The organism is Sphingobacterium spiritivorum ATCC 33861 (assembly GCF_000143765.1).
GTDB lineage: Bacteria > Bacteroidota > Bacteroidia > Sphingobacteriales > Sphingobacteriaceae > Sphingobacterium > Sphingobacterium spiritivorum.
In genome coordinates, this window is sequence record NZ_GL379774.1 from 131039 (window position 1) to 155269 (window position 24231).

General features: G+C 39.7%; 14 protein-coding genes and 2 tRNA genes. 6 read left to right on the forward strand and 10 right to left on the reverse strand.

The annotated features are described in order from the left end of the window. Window positions 1-164 precede the first annotated feature (164 nt). The 6 genes from HMPREF0766_RS18435 to HMPREF0766_RS18460 all read right to left on the reverse strand — a co-directional run bounded on the left by HMPREF0766_RS18435 (window position 165) and on the right by HMPREF0766_RS18460 (window position 6402). Complete coding sequence (locus HMPREF0766_RS18435; protein ID WP_003000648.1) at window positions 165-1793, reverse strand: RagB/SusD family nutrient uptake outer membrane protein; 1629 nt, start codon at window positions 1791-1793, stop codon at window positions 165-167. 11 nt (window positions 1794-1804) lie between these two features. After that, complete coding sequence (locus HMPREF0766_RS18440; RefSeq protein ID WP_003000649.1) at window positions 1805-4930, reverse strand: SusC/RagA family TonB-linked outer membrane protein; 3126 nt, start codon at window positions 4928-4930, stop codon at window positions 1805-1807. Between the two features lie 489 nt (window positions 4931-5419). Next, a complete protein-coding gene (locus HMPREF0766_RS18445; RefSeq protein WP_003000650.1) occupies window positions 5420-5665 on the reverse strand; it encodes a GIY-YIG nuclease family protein in 246 nt (81 codons plus the stop codon). Window positions 5666-5783: 118 nt separating this feature from the next. Next, window positions 5784-6029, reverse strand: a complete 246-nt coding sequence (locus HMPREF0766_RS18450; protein WP_003000651.1) for a GIY-YIG nuclease family protein — start codon at window positions 6027-6029, stop codon at window positions 5784-5786. A gap of 60 nt (window positions 6030-6089) precedes the next feature. After that, window positions 6090-6161 (reverse strand) — tRNA-Met (locus tag HMPREF0766_RS18455). A gap of 169 nt (window positions 6162-6330) precedes the next feature. Continuing rightward, a tRNA-Met gene (locus HMPREF0766_RS18460) sits at window positions 6331-6402 on the reverse strand. A 229-nt stretch (window positions 6403-6631) separates the two neighbouring features. Here HMPREF0766_RS18460 and era point away from each other — a divergent pair. Then, window positions 6632-7510, forward strand: coding sequence for a GTPase Era (era, locus tag HMPREF0766_RS18465; RefSeq protein WP_003000652.1), 879 nt, complete (start codon window positions 6632-6634; stop codon window positions 7508-7510). On the opposite strand, the gene uvrC is transcribed toward era, so the two are convergent. The 3 genes from uvrC to porW form a co-directional block, all read right to left on the reverse strand. Further along, the gene (gene uvrC, locus HMPREF0766_RS18470) at window positions 7507-9318 is read right to left on the reverse strand and encodes an excinuclease ABC subunit UvrC (protein WP_003000654.1); all 1812 of its coding nucleotides are present in this window, start codon (window positions 9316-9318) and stop codon (window positions 7507-7509) included. The two genes, era and uvrC, sit on opposite strands and share 4 nt — an antisense overlap. A gap of 70 nt (window positions 9319-9388) precedes the next feature. Then, window positions 9389-11632: a penicillin-binding protein 1A gene (locus tag HMPREF0766_RS18475; RefSeq protein WP_003000656.1), complete on the reverse strand. Its 2244-nt coding sequence runs from the start codon at window positions 11630-11632 to the stop codon at window positions 9389-9391. 23 nt (window positions 11633-11655) lie between these two features. Then, window positions 11656-14700, reverse strand: a complete 3045-nt coding sequence (gene porW / locus HMPREF0766_RS18480; RefSeq protein ID WP_236590584.1) for a type IX secretion system periplasmic lipoprotein PorW/SprE — start codon at window positions 14698-14700, stop codon at window positions 11656-11658. Between the two features lie 347 nt (window positions 14701-15047). Between porW and HMPREF0766_RS18485 the strand changes: the two genes are divergently transcribed. After that, entirely contained in the window at window positions 15048-16277 is a 1230-nt protein-coding gene (locus HMPREF0766_RS18485; RefSeq protein WP_003000660.1) for a TCR/Tet family MFS transporter, read from the forward strand. 53 nt (window positions 16278-16330) lie between these two features. Here HMPREF0766_RS18485 and ispF read toward each other — a convergent pair whose 3' ends face one another. Next, a complete protein-coding gene (gene ispF, locus HMPREF0766_RS18490) occupies window positions 16331-16807 on the reverse strand; it encodes a 2-C-methyl-D-erythritol 2,4-cyclodiphosphate synthase (protein WP_037460839.1) in 477 nt (158 codons plus the stop codon). Between the two features lie 209 nt (window positions 16808-17016). On the opposite strand from ispF, the gene HMPREF0766_RS18495 reads away from it, so the two are divergent. The 4 genes from HMPREF0766_RS18495 to HMPREF0766_RS18510 all read left to right on the forward strand — a co-directional run bounded on the left by HMPREF0766_RS18495 (window position 17017) and on the right by HMPREF0766_RS18510 (window position 24225). After that, window positions 17017-18606 (forward strand): SUMF1/EgtB/PvdO family nonheme iron enzyme, encoded by a 1590-nt coding sequence (locus HMPREF0766_RS18495; protein WP_115388648.1) that lies wholly within the window; start codon window positions 17017-17019, stop codon window positions 18604-18606. A 254-nt stretch (window positions 18607-18860) separates the two neighbouring features. Next, window positions 18861-19478 carry an RNA polymerase sigma factor gene (locus HMPREF0766_RS18500; protein WP_003000667.1) on the forward strand — a complete coding sequence of 206 codons (618 nt, stop codon included), beginning with the start codon at window positions 18861-18863 and terminating at the stop codon, window positions 19476-19478. An 83-nt stretch (window positions 19479-19561) separates the two neighbouring features. Beyond that, window positions 19562-20737 carry a FecR family protein gene (locus HMPREF0766_RS18505; RefSeq protein ID WP_003000669.1) on the forward strand — a complete coding sequence of 392 codons (1176 nt, stop codon included), beginning with the start codon at window positions 19562-19564 and terminating at the stop codon, window positions 20735-20737. Window positions 20738-20919: 182 nt separating this feature from the next. Next, on the forward strand, window positions 20920-24225 hold the full coding sequence (locus HMPREF0766_RS18510) for a SusC/RagA family TonB-linked outer membrane protein (protein WP_236590585.1): 3306 nt from the start codon (window positions 20920-20922) through the stop codon (window positions 24223-24225). The last annotated feature ends 6 nt before the right edge of the window (window positions 24226-24231 follow it).

The following is a 24231-nucleotide window of genomic DNA, read 5'->3' on the forward strand; positions in this document are numbered from 1 at the left end:
TTTGACGGAGAATCAATTATAGTTTTCATATTTATAGCAGCGAATCCGCCAGTAACATTTTTTAGGCCTTCAATTGAGTTCATCTCCTTTAAGATCCGATGCTAAAGTTAAAAACAGAAAAAGGTCACTTCATGAAGTGACCTTTTATAATCGGATTGAAATTTTTAATAGTTCGGATTTTGAGTTAACGTCCCTTTACTGTTGTCAATTACGACCTGTGGAATAGGCCATAATTCATTTTTGCCTTTAGTAAAGATCCTGTTCTCCACGAAAAAACGATCTGTAAGATTAGTAAACGTCACTTCTCCGGTTTGAGGATTTACACTACCCTTTGATAAACTTCCGTAAACCGGCCCGTTCATCACAACATCAGCAATACCCCAGCGGATAATATCGAATCTACGTCGTCCTTCTCCGGCAAACTCTACACGGAATTCCCGACGAACCAATTCTCTCAGTTTCGTCTGATTATTATAAACGGATTCGTTTACTTTTGGCATTCCCGCCCGTAAACGTACCGTATTTAAATGCTCATATACACTGTTATCAATTTTATTTGATTCGATCTTAGCTTCGGCATTCAGCAGGAGTATTTCAGCATAACGCATCACAATAATGTTAACTCCTACATTCCAGACATTGCTGTATGAGGATGGATTCTGCAAGTATTTCTTATAGTTGTAGCCTGTACTGGATGCATTATCAGCAGCTGCAGGATGATCTTTTGAACTTGGGTTCAAGGGATCAAAATATCTGCCACTATATAATGCTCCCGGATAGACTACAGTCGCTGAAAGTCTCGGGTCACGATTCGTATAGGGTTGAGCAGCACTGTATGTTGCAGATTCACCGATAGGCTCTCCATCTTTTGTTTCATAAGCATCTATCAGATTCTGTGTAGGAACAATAGAACTCCAGCCGCCAGACAGATTTGGCATCATAATCCCTAAATCTGTGTACCCCTGAATATTAGCCACATACTGGATATCCATCATCACTTCACTGTTGTTTTCATTTGCTTCTTCAAACAGATTTGCATAATCACCAAACAACTGGTATGTGCCGGAAGTAATTATCTGCTCCGTAGTACTGATAACTTCTTCGTGTTTATTCTGAAAAGCATAACAACGAGCCAGCAATCCTAAGGCCGCTCCTTTAGTCATGCGACCTACATTACTTGCGTCATACTTTACAGGTAATATGGCGGCTGCATCTTTTAATTCTGTCTCCACAAACTGCAGAACTTCTTTTTGGGTATTAGCAGGTGCATACGCTTCCTCTATCGAGACCGTTTTTGTCAGAATCGGCACTGCACCAAACAATGTGGCCATATCCAGATAACGATAAGCACGAATAACTCTGACTTCGGCTTTCAACCGGTTTTTCAACGTTTCGGAAACAGGAGATTTATCTATATTCTCCAAAATCCAGTTTGCTCTTCTGATCAATTCATAGCTGTATCGTGTTGTAGCATTTCCGGCATCTGTAGGAGTTGCATTCCCGTTACCCAGCGCCTGAAATCCTTCCCAGGGAAAATCACTGTTAGAATTATCGGATGTACAATCCATGTAGAAGATCTGACTCCCATCTTCCCAGGATGAACCGGCGACTAATTTACCGTCTGTTCCTCTTCTACCACTATATAAACCTGTAACAGCGTACAATGTTTCTTTCTCCGTATTCCAGAAGTTACTTTCACTTATTGCATCCAAAGGATCCTGATCCAGCTTTTGGCAGGAAAACAAAACAGATGTAAGTCCTAATGCAACTGCGATATATGTATTAAATTTCATAACTTTTCTAATTAAAAATTCACATTCAACCCAAAAACATTTGTTTTTACCTGTGGATAGAAGTTACCTCTTGAATCCGCAGGTGTTTCCGGATCAAAGCCTTTGGCAAAACCTGTAAAAGTCAACAAATTCTGTCCGCTATAATATATTTTGGCTCCTTTGATTCCTATTTTATCTACAAAACGCTTAGGAATAGTATAACCTACTGTGATGTTTTTCAGCCTTAAATAACTTGCATTTTGAATCCAGAAATCTGAAGGTGTACTTGATGGACTGTTTTGCGTCCAGCTTGTCAGTGCTCTTGGCATTGATCCGTTCGGATTTGTATTTGCATTGAATCTGTCGGCATAGATATCAGTCGGCTTATCTGATCCTGAAATACTTCCGATTGCTTCACCCCAAAGATATCCCTGCACTTTAGCCGCACCCTGGAAAAACAGACTCAGATCAAAATTTTTATAGCTTAGATTTGATGTCAGACCAAAGATGTATTTAGGATCCGGAGAACCCAAGTATACGCGGTCATTCCCGTCAATTTTACCATCTCCGTTCTGATCTTTATAAATAAGGTCTCCTGCACCCACATTATTGTTTACTCCTTTGACACCGCTGTTTTTATATTCTTCATCCGTACGGTAAATACCTAATGTCTCATAACCATAGAATGAACGGATAGGTGATCCCTGCTGATAGACATAAAATGTACCGTTGGGTTCAGCTGCTGTATTTTTCCATTGTTTGATCTGGTTATTTATGTATGAACCGTTTACTGCGAAACTATACTTTAACTCTCCTGCTCTTCCCTGATAGTTTAACTGAACTTCAATACCATTATTTTGAACTTTTCCTGCATTTTGTGTAGGAGCAGGCAGACCATACAAGGAAGATACAGGTAACTGTAATAATACTCCATCCGTTATACGATCAAAATAGTCCACCACAATACCCAGATTATTTTTGAAATTCAAATCAAAACCAATATTGGTACTTTGAGTAGATTCCCAGGCCAGAACCGGATTTGCGGAATTAACAATTGCTCCTCCGGGATTTGTAACACCGCCAAAAGGATAATTATATCCCGGACTTATTACGAAAACACCCGGGTAATAGGAGTCATCTGTAGGATAATTATTGTCTGTCGTGGCGGCAAGCTGTTGATTACCAAGTTTTCCCCATCCCCCTCTTAATTTAAATTCAGATATTGAATTGGCTAAACCTGAATTGGCAAAAAACTCTTCTTGGGAAATTCTCCATCCCGCTGAGAAAGAAGGAAAAGTACTCCATCTGTGAGTACCTAAAAACCGGGAAGTACCGTCATGCCGCACATTCGCTTCAAGCAAATATTTATCTGCAAATACATAATTCACACGACCAAACCAGGATCTTAATATTAACTTTTTAGCGCCACCTTCTGCCCTTTGGCCATCGACATCTCCTAAATTTATTTCGGACAGATCATTATTTAAAAAATTCTGTCTGTAAGAGCTGGAATAATCGGCTTTAAATGTCTCATCCATAAAACCTCCTAAAACATTCAGCTGATGTTGTCCAATCTTTTTATCATAAGTCAGTAAAGATTGGAATGTTAAACGCTCGGACTGAAAGTTATAGACAGTTAAATTATTTGGTCCCTGTTTACTTGTTGGAGCTCCAGTTGTATTATCATAGTATTGAATATCTTTTACGAATTTCGAAGAAAGATTATCAATCGGCTGAAATCCCACGACCTGTTTGAATTTTAATCCTTCCAGGATCTTAAATTCTCCTGAAAAATTCACTTGCGTATGTTTATTGATCATCTTATCGACAGATCCCATATCCAACCACGCAATTGGATTTCCATCCCCATAATAACCATAGTAGCCATTTGAATATTTATAAGGAATAAAAGAAGGAATACGGTTTGATTGTCTGAATATCTGTGCCATATCTCCTGTATAGGGATTCACAGGTTCATCAATCCGTTGATAATTATATGCCAACCCCAAATCCAGATTCAGTCGCTCTGAAACTTTAGCCCCAATATTTGTCCGCAGATTATAACGATCTGATGCTGCAATTTTGATTACACCTTTCTGTCCCAGATAACCTGCTGATGCCATATACTTGACATCATCTGTACCACCGGTAACCTGTAAGTTGTGAGACTGCTGAAATCCTGAACCCTGATATAATAAATCAAGCCAATCCGTATTAGGGTATTTATCAGGATCTGATCCGCTTTTAAATCCCTGAAGATCGGCTTCTGAAAAACGAATCGCTTTACCTTCATTAGTCAAAGCCTCATTCAAGATAACGGCATGATCATATGAATCCATATAATTAGGCAATCTGGTAGGATCCTGTATACCCGCATATCCTGTATAATTCAATTGAGGTTTGCCGTTTCCACCTTTTTTTGTTGTGATTAAAATAACTCCGTTTGCCGCTTTTGAACCATAAATAGCGGCACTCGGGCCATCTTTTAGAACTGATATATTTTCTATATCATTAGGATTGATATTATTCATAGAACTCTCAATTCCGTCTACGATAACCAAAGGATTGGCATTATTAATAGTTCCCAGACCTCTGATCCGGATTGTCCCGTTATCTTTTCCGGGTTGTCCTGAATTCTGACTAATTGTTACACCCGCAAATTTCCCCTGAATAGCTGAGGAAACATTCGTTACCGGACGATCTTCCAGATCTTTGGAAGATATGGCCTGCACAGCACCAGTCAGATTCACTTTCTTCTGTCTTGCAAAACCTACGACTACAACCTCCTCCAATGCTTCATTATCTGATATCAACTGAACGGAAACAGTCGCCCCGACAACCTTAACTTCCTGAGGCTCATACCCAACACTTGAAAATGTCAGAACATCACCAACTTTAGCATCAATACTAAAATTTCCGGAGGCATCAGTAGATGTAGCTTTAGCACTTCCTTTGACAATTACAGTAACTCCACTTAGCGGATTAGTACCATCTGTCACTTTTCCCTTAATTCCCTGTTGCAAATGTCTTGCATAGGAATAATCAATCTTACCCATACTTCCGGCCTTTACAATAAGAGCCGAAGAACCTGTTCCGGTTAGAAGTAAAGAAAGAAAAATCGGTTTGAAAGGAGCTTTAATTGAAAACTTCTTGATCATATTTTTTTAGTTTATTCTCATATCCATGAAACTTATAAGTTTAGAATATGTGGTATGTACGTTTAGTTCCACAATAATAGGTCAATTGAAACTGTTAAGAAAGTGTTAACTAAACGAAAACGTTTGCGTAACTTTTACACTAAGTATTTTTTAGCAAAAACTGCTCAATATTATTTGCTAAAAAAAACCAAAAACAACTAGATGCCAGCGTTTTATAAAAAATACTCAAAAATATTATTCTGTAACAGTTGAATTTCAATCCAAAATGTTAATAAATAAATTTCAAATTCTATATTTAACAAAATATTATATGGCAATATCCTTAAAAACACGAAAAACTAAACCCTTTTAACTGATCTTACCGTAAACATAGAAATCAATACTATTGAAAACAAAAAAAGCCTCAGTTCGTAAACTGAAGCTTTAATGAGTAGCGGGGACCAGACTCGAACTGATGTCCGCCAGCCGGCGGATAAGAGCCCGACAACATTATTTGTTTAGTAAACTCCGGATAAATAACCGGCCCTGATAACTTTTCAATTCCTGTTCCCGCTTCAGTGCTTCCGATTTCGTCGCATATTCTTCTGTATACAACAATTCCCAAGGCCGGTAACGGATTGTCCAACCCTTCGTCCCTAATTCATTATGAGAAAGCAGATGACCCGGCAGGTCTAAAGTCATACCGATATAAATCTTATCATAAACACCGGAATACAGAACATAAACCGTAAACATAGAAATCAATACTACTTAAAACTAAAAAAGCCTCAGTCCGTAAACTGAAGCTTTAATGAGTAGCGGGGACCAGACTCGAACTGATGTCCGCCAGCTGGCGGATAAGAGCCCGACAACATTATTTGTTTAGTAAACTCCGGATAAATAACCGACCCTGATAACTTTTCAATTCCTGTTCCCGCTTCAGTGCTTCCGATTTCGTCGCATATTCTTCTGTATACAACAATTCCCAAGGCCGGTAACGGATTGTCCAACCCTTCGTCCCTAATTCATTATGAGAAAGCAGACGACCCGGCAGGTCTGAAGTCATACCGATATAAATCTTATCATAAACACCGGAATACAGAACATAAACCGTAAACATAGAAATCAATACTATTGAAAACAAAAAAAGCCTCAGTTCGTAAACTGAAGCTTTAATGAGTAGCGGGGACCAGACTCGAACTGATGACCTTCGGGTTATGAGCCCGACGAGCTACCACTGCTCCACCCCGCAATATATCTTATTTCAAATTTAGTTAGCTCGAAGCTAACTCATTAAGTGAAGATCAGACTCAAACTGATGTCCGCCAGCTGGCGGATATGAGTCCTATGTTCTGAAGAACATTTCACCCCGCAATATGCGATTAATATTTTTGGGTTAGCCTTGCGCTAACCCTTTTTAGTAGCGGGAACCAGACTCGAACTGATGACCTTCGGGTTATGAGCCCGACGAGCTACCACTGCTCCATCCCGCAATATATCTTATTGCAAATTCAAAGAATATGAGCTAACCTCTATGTCAAACTCGAACTGATGTCCGCCAGCTGGCGGATATGAGCCTGACGAGCTACCACTGCTCCATCCCGCAATATATTTTATTTCAAAATTGGGTTCTTATATTCAGAAACCAATATAACGTCCTTTTCTAATTGGAGTACAAAGATATATTTTGTTTCTTTGTATTCCTAATATAATTTAAAAAAAATGTCGCACAAAGCAGGTTTCGTAAGTATCATTGGTAAGCCCAACGCAGGTAAGTCTACGCTAATGAACGCTTTAGTAGGTGAAAAGATGTCAATCATCACACCAAAAGCTCAAACAACAAGACACCGGATAATGGGTATTGTCAACGATGAAAACCATCAAATTGTCTTTTCGGACACTCCCGGAGTCATCAAACCCAACTATTCTTTACAAGAATCTATGATGAATTTTGTCCAGGGATCACTAATTGATGCGGATATTATTCTTTTTGTTACGGACATCAACGAAAAATATGATGAAAATGATGTCATCGAAAAATTAAGAAAAACTTCTTCTCCTGTTGCGGTTCTGATTAACAAAATAGATAAATCTACAGAGGAAGATGTAAAAGCAAAAATCGAGTTTTGGAAAGAAAAATTAAATCCGGACACAATATTCGCTATTTCAGCACTGCACCAGCACAATGTAGTGGCTATTATGGACTACATCAAAGAGAAGCTTCCGGAACATGCTCCATACTATGAAAAGGATGAGCTGACAGACAAATCTATGCGTTTTTTCGTTTCTGAGATGATTCGTGAAAAAGTCTTCAAACTATATGACAAGGAGATTCCTTACAGTACTGAGGTTATTATTACTTCTTACAAAGAAGAACCAAAAATCACCAGAATCGCAGCTGAAATTATTGTTGAACGCGATTCTCAAAAGAACATCCTGATCGGAAAAGCCGGAGAAATGATCAAAAAAGTAGGTACATATGCCCGTCAGGATATAGAAGAATTTATAGGAGGCAAGGTCTTTCTGGAAATCTTTGTCAAAGTCATCCCGGATTGGAGAAGTAAGAAAAACTACCTGAAAAGATTCGGATATGACGACTAATCAGGGGTATCGTCCTGAAAATATTCACGAAGTGCTTTTACCTGTTTCAGGTTAAGCACTTTTTTTAGTTCCTCGTCACTCGCCTCTTTGACTTTTCTGACTGATTTAAATGTTTTCAGTAACTTGTCAACAGAAGTCTTGCCCACTCCCGGGATATTCTCCAGTTCGGAGACAAAAGTCTTCCGGCTTCTCTGATTCCGGTGAAAAGTAATCCCAAAGCGATGCGCTTCGTCTCGCAGATGTTGGATAATTTTGAGTGTTTCTGATTTTTTATCCAGATAAAGCGGATACTGATCTCCGGGGTAATACAGTTCCTCGAGACGTTTGGCTATACCAATGACTGTCACCTGCTTCTCAATCCCCAGCAACCTCAGACTTTTCAATGCTGCACCTAACTGTCCTTTACCCCCGTCAATAATAATCAACTGTGGCAATGGCTGATCTTCATCCAATAATCTTCTGTATCGTCTGAAAACGGCCTCCTCCATTGTCGCGAAGTCATTTGGGCCTACGACAGTCTTCACATTAAAATGTCTGTAATCTTTCTTGGAAGGTTTCGCATCTTTAAATACCACAATCGCAGACACGGGGAAATTACCCTGTATATTGGAATTATCAAAACATTCGATATGCTGAGGAAGAACATTCATCCGAAGATCCTTTTGCATCTGAGTCAGAATACGCTCTGTTTTGAGATCCGGATTTAATCTTTCATAATGTAGTAAGCGTTCTTTTTTGAAATAAGCTACATTCTTTAGTGATAAGTCCAGCAATTTGCGTTTTTCACCTAATTTAGGCACCGTAAACTTGATATTATCATCTCCTTCGATATCCATATCAAAAGGCACGATAATCTCTCTGGAGGTGCTCTTAAAACGATTTCTAATTTCCGGAATAGCCAACGCCAGCAGTTCGACATCGGTTTCATCCAGACGACGCTTCATTTCTAAAGTCTGCGTCTGTATAATCACCCCATTCATTACTTTCAGAAAGTTGACAAAGGCATAATTCTGATCCGAAGCAATACTGAAGACATCCACATTCGTAATAGAAGAATTGACGACTGTAGATTTACTTTGATAATAATCCAGCTTATCCAGTTTGGATTTGAGCGCGTGAGCCAATTCAAAGTTCAGTGCTCCAACCGCAGCATCGATCTGTTGTTTGAGGCGATTAGTGACCACGGCAATCTTACCATTCAGAATATCTTTGATATCATCCAGATTCTGATCATAATCCTCTTCTGACTGATAACCTTCACACGGCCCTTTACAATTTCCAATCTGATATTCCAGACAGACTTTGAATTTACCTGTGCGAATATTATCGTCCGTCAACGACAGATTGCAGGTACGCAGCGGAAATAATTCTCTGATCACATCGAGTACCGTGTGCATCATACCGACTGAGGCATATGGCCCGAAATAACGCGAACCGTCCCTGATATATTTTCTTGTCCAGAATACTCTGGGAAAGCGTTCCTGTTTTATGACAATCCAGGGATAAGTCTTGTCATCCTTGAGCATCACATTATACTTAGGCTTATGCTTTTTTATCAGATTGTTCTCTAATAACCAGGCGTCGATCTCCGTATCTACAATAGTAAAAGCAATACGATTAATTTTTCGTACAAGTACTCTCGTTTTACCGCTAAGCTGATTATCATTGACAAAGTAAGACCCAACGCGATTACGCAGATCTTTTGCTTTACCGATATAGATCAGCTCATCCTGCTTATCAAAATATTGATAAACTCCCGGTTTATGCGGAATACGCTTTAATTCTTCTTTATAGTCAAATGAGCTCATTCAAAAAAATATGCCAACTATCAAATTTCGGAAAAATCTGACAGTTGGCATCGTATCTAATTTTAAATAATTAAAAACCTAACCGATCATCATCCAGATTTTCATCTGTAGCAGGCCCGGTACCATTAAACGGAGCGTATTTACCGCAATCCAGTTCACGGGTCAATCCTCCTGCCGGCAGCGGGAAATCTTCTTTTGTATATTTCAGTTTACTGTCTCCGTAGACTTTTTGCATATAGTAGGCAAACACAGGCATCGCAGCACGCGCACCCTGCCCTTCGTTGGTACTGTAGAAACTTATACCTCTGTCTTCTGCTCCCGTCCATACACCTGTCACCAATTGAGGAGTCACTCCGATAAACCAGGCATCTGAGTTATCATTTGTCGTACCTGTTTTACCTCCTATAGGATAGTTGAGTTTATAGAACCATTTGATACGGGTAGCGGTACCGCCGTCCACCACACCTTTTAACATATCGACCATGATATAAGCCGTTTCGCTATTCAGCGCTTTAACAACTTTAGGTGCTTTTTCATATATCGTTGTACCACTTTTATCTTCTATACGCATGATCATAGTCGGCTCTACCCATGTACCGCTATTTACAAATGCGGAATATGCACCTACCATATCAAATACGGAAGCTTCATATGCGCCTAATGCAATAGACGGATAAGAAGGTACTTTAGAGGTAATTCCCATTTTCTGTGTCAGATTTGCCACTGCACTTGCTCCTACTTCATTGATCAGATAAGCAGTAGCATAGTTTTGCGAATAAGCCAGTGCTTTCTTGAGTGTGATCGGATTGCCGCCCTGCACTGTTCCTTTTGGCGTCCAGTTGCCATACGTCTGTTGAAAATTCGGAACACTGTAACATGGGGAATAGCCATTATCCACAGCGACTGCATAGGTAAATGGTTTTGCAGTGGAACCGACCTGACGTGTACCCAACTTAACCTGATCATATTTAAAGTGTTCAAAGTTAATTCCACCTACCCATGCTTTTATGTGACCTGTCTGCGGCTCCATAGACATCATAGCATTCCGGAGAAACAACTTGTTATACTTGATAGAATCCATAGGTGTCATAACTGTATCCACACTTCCTCTCCAGGTAAAGACATTCATCGGAACTTTGGTATTGAATGCCTTTTTGATTTCTTCTTCAGAAGCCCCCATATCTTTCATCATACGGTAGCGATCTGAACGTTTCATCCCCGAAATCAACAGTTGCGCATTCTTCCCTGAGAAAGGCGTTCTTCCTTTCCATTGACGATCAAAGGCTCCCTGCAATTCCTTCATTGCTTTTTTCTGTGCTTCTTCAGCATATTGCTGCATAGTATAGTTGATCGTCGAATATATTTTCAGTCCGTCTCTGTCCAGATCATAGGGAGTACCATCCGATTTGGTAATAGACAGGCGGGCAAACTCTTTTTTGATCTCTTCCTTTAATACAGCTCTGAAATAAGGTGCCAGCCCTTCTCCGTAATTGGAGATCTTCAACTGCAGTCCAAGTGGCTTGGCTGCACTTTCGGTTTCTTCAGCCTTAGTGATAAAACTTTCATTGTACATATTATTAAGTACAACGTTTCTGCGTCCCAAAGCATTCTCCGGATATCTCACCGGCGAATACACACCCGGCCCCTTTAGCATACCCACCAGCAAGGCCGCCTGCTCGGCAGTCAGTTTGTCCGGAGTGGTATTAAAATATGTACGTGCAGCGGATTTGATACCAAAAGTATTGTAAGCACCAAAATCTACCGTGTTAAAATACATGGTAATAATTTCTTCCTTGGTGTAATTGCGTTCCAGTCGAACAGCTGTTACCCATTCCTGAAATTTCTGAAAAATACGTTTGGAAAAGCTTTTTGCTCTGCCGTCTGAAAAAAGGTTCAGAGCCAGCTGCTGGGTAATTGTACTCCCCCCCTGCTTATTTCCCGTCATCGTATGAAAGATCACCGTCATGGTACGCCAATAATCAATACCGGCATGTTTATAGAAGCGCTTATCTTCTGTAGCTATCAGTGCCTGTACAAGATAAGGAGACAACTCACTATACTTTACATTAGACCTGTTCTGAACATAGTACGTGCCCAATACTTTATTGTCCTCGGTCAACACCTCGGAAGCAAGATTACTTTTGGGATTCTCCAAATCCTGAAAAGAAGGCAATTTTCCAAATACACCTAACCTTACACTCAGGATAAACAAAAATCCAAAAGCTACGCAAGCAATAATAATCGTCCAAAAATTGCGGGTATACTTCTTAATATCCTCTTCAGTGAGTTTACTGTTTTTTGATACTCTTCTCATACTAATATTTCCAATAGCAGATCCTATTGTTCCGAATAAACTTTTTGATAATTTTTAATTTGAATACCATCAGTTAACGTGCCAATCGTCTCTTTTGTCGCTACAAAAGTATTATAAATTTCGAAAGGTATCTTCATAATATCCGGAATCAAAGGTGAAATTCTTGTTTCATAAGCTTTTACTTCCTCATATGAATTAAACGGACCGACAAAAATTAATTGATTTTCGCCATTGATATTTCTCAGAATATGCTCTATACGAGCCTGATTATATCTTGTTCTGTTAAACTGACCTATACCATATCGGCTTGGCGCCAGATTGACGGTTGCATTCTCCACGTTAATCACATAAAAGTAAACGCCTTTATCCGGCAACAATTGTTTGTCACGGTAATCATTTGGTCCCAGATCAATCTTTGCCTGTCCGGGTCTGACATCCAATCCCTTTAATTCCACATTGGTATTAATCTCGCCGTTGACTCCCACCTTAGTTTTTACCTCACCCGAATTGAGTTCGGTGACCGCTACTTTTTCTTCCGGTTTTGGTTCTTCTATCTTAGGTTCTTCCACAGGTTTCTTCTCTTCCACCTTCACTACTGGTTCTTCTTTCTTTTCCGGAATCTTCTTCTCCTCTACTTTGGCAACAACCTTTTCTTTGGGTTTTTCTTTCTCCGGCAGTTTCTTGGTCGGTAATGCGACACCCGTACGGTAATCACCATCGATAGAAAGTGCAGGCCACTGGGTCATGGAAGGTTCATCCACAAAAGCTATGCGATCACTTTTTATGTCTTGCAAGGCATTTACACGCGTGTAGAACATGTCCTGGTTCTTGTTTACAAACGAAATATTCTCTTTTGCCAGAGGAGTAACCAGACTGTCGTTTGGAAAGTCTGTTACAATTTTTGACAAGGATTTCACAAAATCGTCCACACGTCCTACCCGTCCGACTGCAAGGGACTGCAAGTAACGGAGTTGGGCAACAATACTCTGTTTATCTTCTGTATTCTGCAATTCCTGATCCACCTGCTGTATAACAGCTACATGGTCTCCGTTTGCGTACAGATCAAAGATACGGGCGTAAGCTTTATCAAGCGTTTCCTTATCCCGTTTTACCTTATCCAGATAATACGGATCCTGTGCAACATGTGCATGTATAGTATTCGGGAATAAAGTGATGAGTTTATTTTTATAAGTCAGAGATTTCGTTTTGTCTATTCCTTCATACATACGATATAAGGAGAAATACACTTCCGCCGCAGCCGGGGTATTTGGATAGCGATCGAGAAAGTTTTCATAAGCTTTAATAGCTTCTGTCGGATCTTTGGTGTAATCACGGTAAATATTACCTATTTTGATAAGATCATCATGAACAATCTGATGTATGGAATCGTAAGCTATCTGATTTTTGGGGATAGCCTTTTCATACCTGTTTTTAACATTATTCACCCAGGCTTCCCGGTCAAATTCGGGTTCTTTCTTATCTTTCTTACGCTCCGACAACATGGTATCCACTTCTGCTTTCTGCGCTCTGCTTGCCAGATCTAATGCCGAAGACTGACTGTATCTCCAGTTATCCGAAAGCGGGCGACTTCCCCAACGTCTTTTAAACTCGGAACTGCCTAACAGCATAGCATCCTGATTGTTAAAATAGAACTTACCGTCTGAGTAAGAATCTTTATTCACCTGATAGTCGTTCAGATTTGTCCTTCTATATTGACTTTCTCCACCTTTCTTACCCTTTTTAGCTTCTTTCTTTTGCAGCTCCAGTTCTAAAAGTTTATCATTTAAGCTTTTAGAAGCGTATTCATCCAGCTTTTGTTGCAGATCAGCATCGTTCAGAGCTGCCAGTCCGAGAAGCGTATCCTGCCAGGCGACTTCCTCATATACCTGAGTCAGATCTTTCATATAGATCAGCTTTCTTCTTAACTGATCTATATTGGTGTAATCATTTGGCAGCACCGTAGCGACACTATCGTAATAGTTTTGCGCTATCCGGTAATGCTTTTTGTCAAAAGCCTGATCTGCCATGGTCAGATAAGTTTCAGTTGTCTGATATTGACTTGGGTGAAGCTGGCGCAAGGATAATTTGTAATATGCTAAAGCCTCATCTTCTTTCCCTTCGGCATAGTACATATTACCGATCTCATAATAGATCTGATCTTTATAATCTTCGTTTTTACCATCTTTCAACATTCGTTTCAATGGTTTCACACGATCTTCAAACTTCATTCCCTTTTCACCCTGTAAGAAAGCAGCCTGTAGATCTGCCTCAAAAGCCATATCATAGGAGACATTGCTTCGTGCGATCTTAGAGAAATACTGATAAGCTTTCTCTTTTTCACCTTTCTGTTTATACAATTGAGCTAATAGAAATTTCCATCTTAAACGGTCTACCTTACTTTTCGCAGATTCTGAAGCCAGTTCCAGATAAGGGATTGCTTCTATAGATTTACCGGTTCTGACCAGTAAATTGGCTTTGGCCGCATTGACCAGAGACAGGGTAGATTCATTGTCATCCAAAAACATAAAGGCAGAATCCACAGCAGCTATAGCTTGTTCTACTTTCCCTATCTGAAGCAATGACCTGGATTTCCATGCGTAGGCAATCGGTCTGTATTCAGGCTGTTTCGCTGAGTTCTTTTTCAGATATTCAAAATATTCAGTAGCGGTATAATATGACCCTTTCATATAGTTCGCCCGGCCAACGATCAGATAGGCCTCATTGACATATTTACTTTCTTGTTTTGAATTGATGATTTTATAAGCTTTCTGAACCAAAGAATCCATTAACTGATGCGGATCTCCCTGTGCGGTCGGTTCATCAAAAACGGTAAGATTGATCTGGTAGTTTTCCTTTTTAAGCCGTGCGATAGCCTTCTGTTCATCCGCCATCATACGTTTGGCATTATACAGAATATTATATTTAGAAGTAAAATTCTCAACTTTATTATATTGAGGTTCTTCCACGTCTTTCACATTCCGGTTATTTCTTCTTTGTCCGGACTTACAGGCATAGAATAAAATACTGCACAACAGTACGGCAAAAACTGGTCGAACGTAGGATTTCAAAATGAAGCTTTTTTTGTTGATTATCATTTAGCTACCTAAAAAATATGGTTACTTTAATTACAGAAAACACACGGATGCTATATTTAGCAAAAATATCAATATTTCCTCACTTTAAGCTCTTTACTTTTTGATAAATCTAAAAATTAAATTTTTAGTAGAAATATTAAGGACATCAGGGAAACAAATCTCCACATACTTTCCCTCGGAAAGAAGTCATCTCTGTTTATAATTTCTGGTCTTTTACTAATGATTCGGAAGGAAATTAACAGTCTTTTATCCTAAGGCAGCGAACATTAAAATTGATTTTGTTAGTCTGATAAAAATACTACCTTTATTCTGATAATCATATGCAGGTACAAAAAAAATCAGGTCTTCTTTTTATATTCATTACCGTAGCTATTGACGTTATAGGTCTTGGCATTATTATTCCGGTATTACCCACCCTTATCAAAGAACTGACAGGGGGTACCTTGAGTGAAGCATCAGAATATGGTGGCTGGCTTATGTTTAGTTATGCTATTACTCAATTTGTATTTGCCTCTGTCCTTGGAAATTTAAGTGACCGCTTCGGGAGGCGTCCTGTTCTGTTGTTATCACTTCTGGGATTCTGTATCAATTATTTGCTTATGGGATTCGCGACTTCTATTTTATGGCTTTTTATCGGGCGTTTTGTGGCAGGCATTACCGGCGCAAGCATGACCGTAGCAGCAGCATATACAGCAGATATCAGCACACCTGACAAGAAAGCTCAGAATTTCGGGTTGCTAAGTGCTGCATTTGGTATCGGATTTATCATTGGTCCGGTATTAGGAGGTTTACTGGGACACTACGGTCCGAGAGTTCCTTTCTTTGCCGCCGGAGCCATTAGTTTTATAAATTTTGTATACGGGTACTTTATGGTTCCGGAGTCTTTAAAACCCGAAAACAGAAGACCTTTTCAATGGAAAAATGCCAATCCTGTGGGTGCATTTAGATATATCGCCAAGTACCCGCAGATAAAGCCTTTGATTGTATGTATATTTCTGATCAATGTCGCTGCTCATGCAGTACAGAGCACATGGTCCTATTACACCATGGAAAGATATGCCTGGAATGAGCGTATGGTTGGCATTTCGATGGGTTTTATTGGTGTACTTCTTGCGATTGTACAGGCCGGATTATTACGGATTATTATTCCTAAACTCGGTCTCCCTAAAAGTATTGTTATCGGATTGAGCCTGTACGTCATATCCTTTCCGCTGATGGCTTTTTCATCTGAACCCTGGATGTTGTTCGCGGCCAGTGTTCCTTTCGTATTTGCAGGTATCGCCGGACCTGCCATGCAGAGTTTTATCTCCAACCATACTCCAAATAATGAACAGGGACAGATTCAGGGCGGGATTACCAGTATTGTCAGCCTTACGGCCATCTTTGGCCCGCCGTTGATGAGCAATATATTTGCATTTTTCACTAATCATAAGCATAGTGCTTATTTTCCGGGAGCACCCTTTATGATGGCTTCCGTACTTTCCTTAATAGCGGTAAGTATTGCGGCTCTTTATTTTAATAAAAAAGAAGAGCCGGCAACAGAATCGTAAAACATAGATCCTATTGCCGGCTTTTTATATTTTAAGGTACAGGTTCGTATTCCTTATTTTTGAATCAGACATACGGCATAGGCCACTACACCTTCCTGTCTGCCGACAAATCCCATGGTTTCATTGGTCGTAGCTTTGATGGATATATCTTCTTCCTCTATTCCTGCAGCTTCAGCTATCTTTTGCTTCATTGCGGGAATATAAGGTTTGATTTTTGGTGCTTCCAGACACAACATCGCATCGATATTGCCCAGTGTCCACCCTTTCTCCTTAATAAGCACAATACATTGCTGAAGCAAGACCAGACTGGATATACCTTTCCACCGGTCGTCTGTATTAGGAAAATGATATCCAATATCTTCCAGATTTGCAGCACCTAATATTGCATCACAAATTGCATGTACCAGTACATCTGCATCAGAGTGTCCGAATGCTCCCGCATGATGTTCTAATGTGACACCTCCCATAACAAAAGGATGCCCTTCTTTTAATTGGTGTACATCAAAACCAAAACCAACTTTCATTTTCATATATTGACGAAAATACAAGAAGCTTTGTGAATTATGAAACCTATTTCTGAATATTTATTACAAAGAACAACTGCTACTAAAACAGTATATTACGTGTAAAATCTCCTATGGTAGTTAAAAAGCTACGAATCAATCTATTTGTCTATAACTTTTAAAAAAAATATTTACTACTTTTGACAGACATATATATGAACACATATACCTTAATAATGAACGTTTCAAATTTTAGTCTGTCAAAACTTTTATTTATCGTGGCCGGAGTAGTTCTGATCTCTTCCTGCAGTTCAAATAAAGGTAAGAAAGACGTCTCTTCCAAAACCGGTGTTGCGTACAACGATCCATATAACGGAGGGCTTCATATCAACCGAAAGGTACAGGAATCCCCCGGTCCTGGATTAGTGGCGATTGAGGGCGGTACATTTGTTATGGGGGGCAGTCTGAATGAAGATCTGGCCTACTCTCATGACAATTTGAAAAGGCGTGTTACAGTTGCATCTTTTTACATGGATGAGACGGAAGTATCTAATGCTGACTGGCTTGAATACCTGCACTGGATTGCACAGAGTTTTCCCGAAGACGGTGAAATGTATTACAATGCGTTGCCGGACTCTTTGGTCTGGAGAAATCCGCTTTCCTATAATGAACCTTATGTCAATCTTTACCTCAGACACCCGGCATTTCAGGACTATCCTGTAGTAGGTGTTTCCTGGGATCAGGCAAATGATTATTGTACCTGGAGAACGGACCGTGTAAATGAAAACATTTTACGTCAGAGTGGTATATTGGTCGATTATCAGAAAAATTCCCAAAATCAGAATGCGGGAGGTAAATTCAATACCGATATGTACCTTAATGGCCAGCTGAAAGGAGAAGGTTATGACGGACAGAATATGCCTGCCGATGCACGTCCGGGTGCTGCTGCAGGAGCGAAACGCACGGTACGTATGGAAGACGGTATTTTGAAACAACCTTATCGTCTGCCTACAGAAGCAGAATGGGAATATGCGGCATTAGGTCTGATCGGAAATACAGAAGAAGGAAATATCAATACAAGTAAAATATATCCCTGGAACGGACTTGGTGTACGCTCGGATAAACGAAAAAATCAGGGACAAATGCTTGCCAACTTCAAGATCACAGGAGGTAACAATATGGGTGTAGCCGGCAATCTGAATGATGGCGGTGATATTACTGTGCCTGTTACAAGCTATGCACCCAATGATTTCGGTCTTTACAATATGGCAGGTAATGTCAATGAGTGGGTAGGCGATGTGTACAGACAATTATCTTTTGAAGATTTTGAAGATTTCAATCCTTTCCGTGGAAATGTATTTACAGATAAAAAATACGATGATGCTGAACAACGCATCCTTGCAAAGGATAAATACGGACGTCCAGTAAAAGTGCCGGCAAAAGCGCCGAGAAAACAAACCTGGGCAGAACTACAAGCCGCTAAAAACAGTGGAGACAGCTCAGCAACTACCGGTATCTCTTCTTATAACAACGACGCCCGTGGTTTTGATGACGAAATCGACCCTAAACTTTATGGAAATACAACACTTGTCAATAATAACTCCCGTGTATACAAAGGAGGATCATGGAATGACAGAGCGTATTGGTTGAATCCGGCTACAAGACGTTTTATGCAACAGGATCAGTCGAATGCGATGACCGGATTCAGATGTGCAATGACAATGGTTGGTAATGTGTTTGGACCTGCAGCCAATCAACGTGTTAAAGCAGGAAAAGCTCCTAAGCCAGGTAAATCCAGCCGCCCGAAAGCCAGTTCAAGACCATAAGAAAATTTATAAAATAATCAAAAAGGCTTCTATACGTTTGTATAGAAGCCTTTTTTGTGTAAAACGCATTGCGCGCATACCGCTCTAAACAGAAAGAATAAGCCTCCTCCATTCCAGAAAAAAAGAAAGATTAGCTTAACACTAACAGTTAAATTTATTCCAAGAGGTTAAATAATATATCTTTTTCATACTTTAGTAACGCACTTACTAAAAACAAAGCCTATTATATCCTATATTCGTGCTGTGTAACATTTATGTTAAACTTGAAAATAACCAGTCTTGATAATGAACATACTTTATTAGTCGCTATTAGTAATGGGGATCATAAAAGCTTTGAGACCTTATTTCTGCACTACTATAAGCCTTTTGGTAATTATGTTTTTAAATTGTTAGAGGATATTTCTCTGACCGAAGATGTATTGCAGGAAGTATTTTTGAGAATATGGACAGATCGGGAGAATCTGCATACGATTACTAATTTTAAAGATTATCTCTTTATCATCACACGAAACAGAGTCTACAATCTCCTGAATGAAAAATCCAGAAAGAGTGTACTATTTGAATCATTGGACGAAAAAGCAAACTTTAAACAGATCCCGCAAGAGGAAGAAGAACAGAAGGCCGATCTGGAACTTTACTACACACTTCTTGAACAGGAAATTGATAATCTTCCTCTGCAGCAACAGAAAATATTCCGTCTGAGCAAACTAAAAAAAATGAAATATGAGGAGATCGCCCGGATGCTCGATATTTCAGTGGAAACGGTCCGTAAGCATATGTATCTGGCCAATCAGACCTTGAAAACCAGATTAAAAGGTAAAGAAGGAGGAATCCTTCTGGTCATCCTGTCTGCGGTATACCAAAGATTTTAAAAAAAATATTTTTTTCATTACCACTTTTTTAAGGTTATATGTCTTTATAGCATATAACCAGTTTTATCTTTTATTATAGACCAATGACAGACGAGCAGATACATGACTTATTCCGTAAGTATTACGATAAAACAGCGTCAGAAAAAGAGCGTCAGCAACTATTCCACTGGTTTTCAAATCAGGACAACAGAGAAAAGGCTGAAGAACTGCTGTTGTTACATTACAATGATGAATTTGAAGCTCAGGATAACAGTCTGCCACAAATCGACCCTCATGCAGTAATACAATCCATACTTGCCACAAAACCTGTTTCCGTAGCCACATCTAAAAAAATAAGATGGATCAAACCGCTGTCCATCGCTGCGAGTATACTGATTGTTTTAGGTATCTATTTTTTCTCCCAGAATCATACACCACAACCTCTTATTACGGATGCGACTACTTACGATATTCCCGCGGGTGGCAACAAGGCTATACTTACCTTATCAAACGGAAACAAAGTAATATTAGATTCTTTATCTGAGGGCGCTGCTATAGAAGAAGGAAATATACGGATAACGAAATCCAATGATGGACAGGTAACATACAGTGTGCGCTCTGCCTCAACCTCCAGGCTTACATTCAATACAATCGAAACACCTGTAGGAGGTTTTTATCAGATATTACTGCCTGATGGAACCCGTGTATGGCTGAATGCACTTTCTTCTTTAAAATTTCCGACTTCATTCACCTCCGGCAGCAGGAAAGTACAACTAAAGGGTGAAGCCTACTTTGAAGTTGCAAAAGATAAATCCAAACCATTTATTGTAGATGTCAATGATATGCAAGTCACTGTACTGGGGACTCATTTCAATATCAACTCCTATTCTCCTCAGTCCGCAATCTATACAACAGTATTAGAAGGTGCGGTGGCTGTAAGCAAGTCCAATCTAAAAAAAACTGTTTTACCGGGGCAACAATTGCAATATAGTGGAGCTAATATGATGAAACTTGAAAACAATGTCGATCTGGATCAGATCATGGCATGGAAAGACGGGTACTTCACTAAAAAATCAATTTCATTAAATGCGCTGATGGCTGAAGTAGCCAGATGGTACGGTGTGGACATTGTTTATTCCGAACCGATACAGGCTGAATTTGTAATGAAATTACCAAAAGACATCAGCTTAAAAGAACTTATTACAGTACTTGAACTAACCGAAGAAGTAAAATTTGATTTAAACCTTAAAACATTAAAAGTTATGAAGACAAAAAAATAAACACACACATAGCTATAAAAAAACCGGTTTGTCCGCCAACAAACCGGCAAAGTGAATAGCTTTTCCATCGAGCGTAAACAAGATTTTAAACCTAATCCATCTAATTTATGATTTTTTTCAATATTGAAAAAAGTAATATTTATTTATTTCAAAATAGTATTAAAACAAAGGCCTTCCTCATTATGAAGTTATCCTTATTGTTGTTATTGTCATTTTTGACATTGAGTTTTAGTCGGGGCTATTCTCAAAACATCTCCTTAAACCTAAAGAATGCCAGGCTGGAGGATGCTTTTGAACATATAGAAAAGCAATCGGAATACACGTTTGTATATGAGAAAAATGTACTCAGGGACACCAAAAAACTAAATATTTCTTTGAACGGAAAGCCTGTGAAAGAAGCTCTGCAGGCATTGCTTAAAAACCAGCCTCTTGATTACAAGATTCATCAGAAATACATTATCATCAGCCAGAAGAAAGACAAAACTCCTGAAGCTGAAGCAATAAAGACAAGTGTAACGATCCAGACCAGACTATCGGGTACAATTGTGGATTCGCTGGGACAGGCTATTTCAGGTGTATCTATTCTGAACAATGCAAATCAGAAACGTACCTCAACAGATCAAAGCGGAGCATTTAATCTGGAGGGCAAGCCTGGAGATGTATTAACGATTACTTACATCGGTTATCATACCCAGCGTTATGAAGTGAAATCGTCTTCTGCCATACGAATAGTACTTATGCCCCAGGAGCAGGAGATCGAAACGGTTGTTATTACAGCCTTAGGGATTAAGCGTTCAGAAAAGACATTGAGTTATCAGGTTCAGAAAGTAGGAAACGAAGATCTGACCACTGTAAAAAATTCAAACTTTGTCAATTCGCTAGTCGGCAAAGTAGCCGGTGCACAGATTAACAGCAGCTCTGCAGGTCCCGGAGGAGCAGTAAAAGTAGTCATGAGGGGTAATAAATCTATTTCACTTAACAATAATGTGCTGTATGTAATAGACGGAGTTCCCATGAATAATTTTATCTCTGGTGGCGGGGACGGTCAAATGACAGCGCAGCCCGGAACAGAGAGTATTGCGGATATAAATCCGGATGATATCGAAAACATTTCAGTCATGACTGGTCCTTCTGCAGCGGCGTTATATGGCTTTGAGGGTGCGAACGGTGTGATCCTGATCACCACCAAAAAAGGGTCGGCAGACAAAACCACGCTTTCGCTGAGCCATAGTACTACTTTCTCAGATCCTTTATTATTGCCCAAATTCCAGAATACATATGGCAACGTGGCCGGATCTGTTATGAGCTGGGGAGAAGAAACCGCTATGCGCTATGAACCCTCAGATTTTTTCAATACCGGATCAAATGTCAACAATGTAGTCGCACTTTCTACAGGTAATGAAAAAAGCCAGAATTATTTTTCCGCAGGCGCAAATAATGCACATGGGATTATACCAAACAACAAATACAACAGATATAATTTTCTTTACCGGAACACCACTACATTTCTGGACAATAAGCTGGTGCTGGATGCAAGTGTCAACTACATCATCCAAAACAACAGAAATATGGTAGCACAGGGACAATATTTTAACCCTTTACCTGCATTGTATCTGTTCCCAAGAAACGAAGACTTTTCAAATGTTCAGTTATTCGAACGTTTCGATCCTGTAACAGAGGTAAACAAACAATACTGGATCTACGGAGACCAGGGGTTATCTATCCAGAATCCCTATTGGACGATGTACCGCATGAACAGAAATGCAGATCGCAAAAGATACATGCTGACCTCTTCCCTGAAGTACAACTTCTCTAACGATCTGAATATCACAGGACGTGTCAATGTCGATAATATGAACCTGCAGAGTACAGACAACCGATATGCGAGCACTTTGGGAGCACTTGCAGGTCCTAAAGGCAGACATAACCTTACAACACGTGAAGAGAGACAGGTATATGCGGATCTGATTGCTACTTATACAAAGAATTTTGATCCCTTTAATATTAATATCAACGCAGGGGCATCCATTAAAGACAAACGGATGAATGCCTATACTATTGAAGGCGATCTGCAGCAGATCATAAATTATTTCAGTATAGAGAATATGAACAGAGCTGTAGGTACATTTAAGACCGATCAGGACGGACTCAAAAGACAGACACAGTCCGTTTTTGCGAATGCCGAGATCGGGTACAAAAACTACCTCTTCCTTACACTGACCGGAAGAAACGATTGGGATTCAGCCTTAGCCTGGTCACAATCTCCGGAACGCTCGTTCTTCTATCCATCCATAGGCCTTTCTACAGTTTTGAGTGAGGCATTTACACTTCCAACCTGGTTCTCTTATCTTAAAGCCCGGGGTTCCTACACCAAAGTTGGTAACTCATACGATCCTTATCTGACAACAGAACAGTATATCTATGATGCACAGACCAATACCTATGCTCTTGCTAAGATCCGTCCTAACTTTTTCTTAAAGCCCGAACTGACTACCTCTTATGAATTCGGTCTGGACATGAAGTTTCTAAAAAACAGCTTATCACTCAGTGCCACATATTATAGCTCAGATACAGAAAATCAGACACATACTATCCTGGAAAGCGGCACAGAATATACAGGCAGAATCATTCAAACAGGAAATGTCCGGAATAATGGTGTTGAGTTGTTACTTGGCTACCAGAATACCTGGAACAAATTCGCATGGAGCAGTAATCTGACCTTTTCTTTCAATAAAAACAAGATTGTAAGTCTTTACGGAGCTGATGTATTAAGAGATAATCCTACACTGGAGAACTATGTAGATAAAGCGACATTAGGAAGTATCGGTTCGCCGGTAGTACGCCTCAGAGAAGGTGGATCTATGGGTGATATCTATTCTACATCCGATTTTAAACGGGATAACAACGGTTACATTTACTTAAATCCTTCAACTCTGTTACCGTCAATGGAAACGTTGAATACGAACGATTACAGAAAATTAGGATCCCTGTTACCGAAGTCACATATGGGCTGGAGAAATTCATTTACATACAAGGATTTACGCCTGAATGTTGTACTAAGTGGTCGCTTTGGCGGATTAGTAGTTTCCAATACACAAGCTATTCTGGATAGGTACGGTGTATCTGAATATAGCGCCAACTTACGCCGTCAGGGGAATATTAATATTCTCGGACATGAAATCTCAGCACAGGATTATATGAATGTGGTAGCTGAAGGAACAGGCAAGTCTGATTTGTATGTTTATAAAGCTGACAATGTGAGACTACAGGAATTGAGCATAGAATATACAATCAATAAAAGGTTCCTGGGAAATATAGCAAATGCAACCATCGGAATTGTAGGGAATAATCTGGCATTGCTCTATAACAAAGCTCCGTTTGATCCGGAATCAGTGCCCTCAGCATCGAGCACCTATTATACCGGAGTTGATTTCTTTATGCAACCCAGCCTCAGAAATATAGGCTTTAACCTTAAGCTACAATTCTAATTCGAA

Coding starts and splice junctions, on each gene's coding strand:
- HMPREF0766_RS18435 (WP_003000648.1), bottom strand. CDS start 1,793: ATGAAATTTAATACATATATCGCAGTTGCATTAGGACTTACATCTGTT.
- HMPREF0766_RS18440 (WP_003000649.1), bottom strand. CDS start 4,930: ATGATCAAGAAGTTTTCAATTAAAGCTCCTTTCAAACCGATTTTTCTT.
- HMPREF0766_RS18445 (WP_003000650.1), bottom strand. CDS start 5,665: ATGTTTACGGTTTATGTTCTGTATTCCGGTGTTTATGATAAGATTTAT.
- HMPREF0766_RS18450 (WP_003000651.1), bottom strand. CDS start 6,029: ATGTTTACGGTTTATGTTCTGTATTCCGGTGTTTATGATAAGATTTAT.
- era (WP_003000652.1), top strand. CDS start 6,632: ATGTCGCACAAAGCAGGTTTCGTAAGTATCATTGGTAAGCCCAACGCA.
- uvrC (WP_003000654.1), bottom strand. CDS start 9,318: ATGAGCTCATTTGACTATAAAGAAGAATTAAAGCGTATTCCGCATAAA.
- HMPREF0766_RS18475 (WP_003000656.1), bottom strand. CDS start 11,632: ATGAGAAGAGTATCAAAAAACAGTAAACTCACTGAAGAGGATATTAAG.
- HMPREF0766_RS18485 (WP_003000660.1), top strand. CDS start 15,048: ATGCAGGTACAAAAAAAATCAGGTCTTCTTTTTATATTCATTACCGTA.
- ispF (WP_037460839.1), bottom strand. CDS start 16,807: ATGAAAATGAAAGTTGGTTTTGGTTTTGATGTACACCAATTAAAAGAA.
- HMPREF0766_RS18495 (WP_115388648.1), top strand. CDS start 17,017: ATGAACGTTTCAAATTTTAGTCTGTCAAAACTTTTATTTATCGTGGCC.
- HMPREF0766_RS18500 (WP_003000667.1), top strand. CDS start 18,861: ATGTTAAACTTGAAAATAACCAGTCTTGATAATGAACATACTTTATTA.
- HMPREF0766_RS18505 (WP_003000669.1), top strand. CDS start 19,562: ATGACAGACGAGCAGATACATGACTTATTCCGTAAGTATTACGATAAA.
- HMPREF0766_RS18510 (WP_236590585.1), top strand. CDS start 20,920: ATGAAGTTATCCTTATTGTTGTTATTGTCATTTTTGACATTGAGTTTT.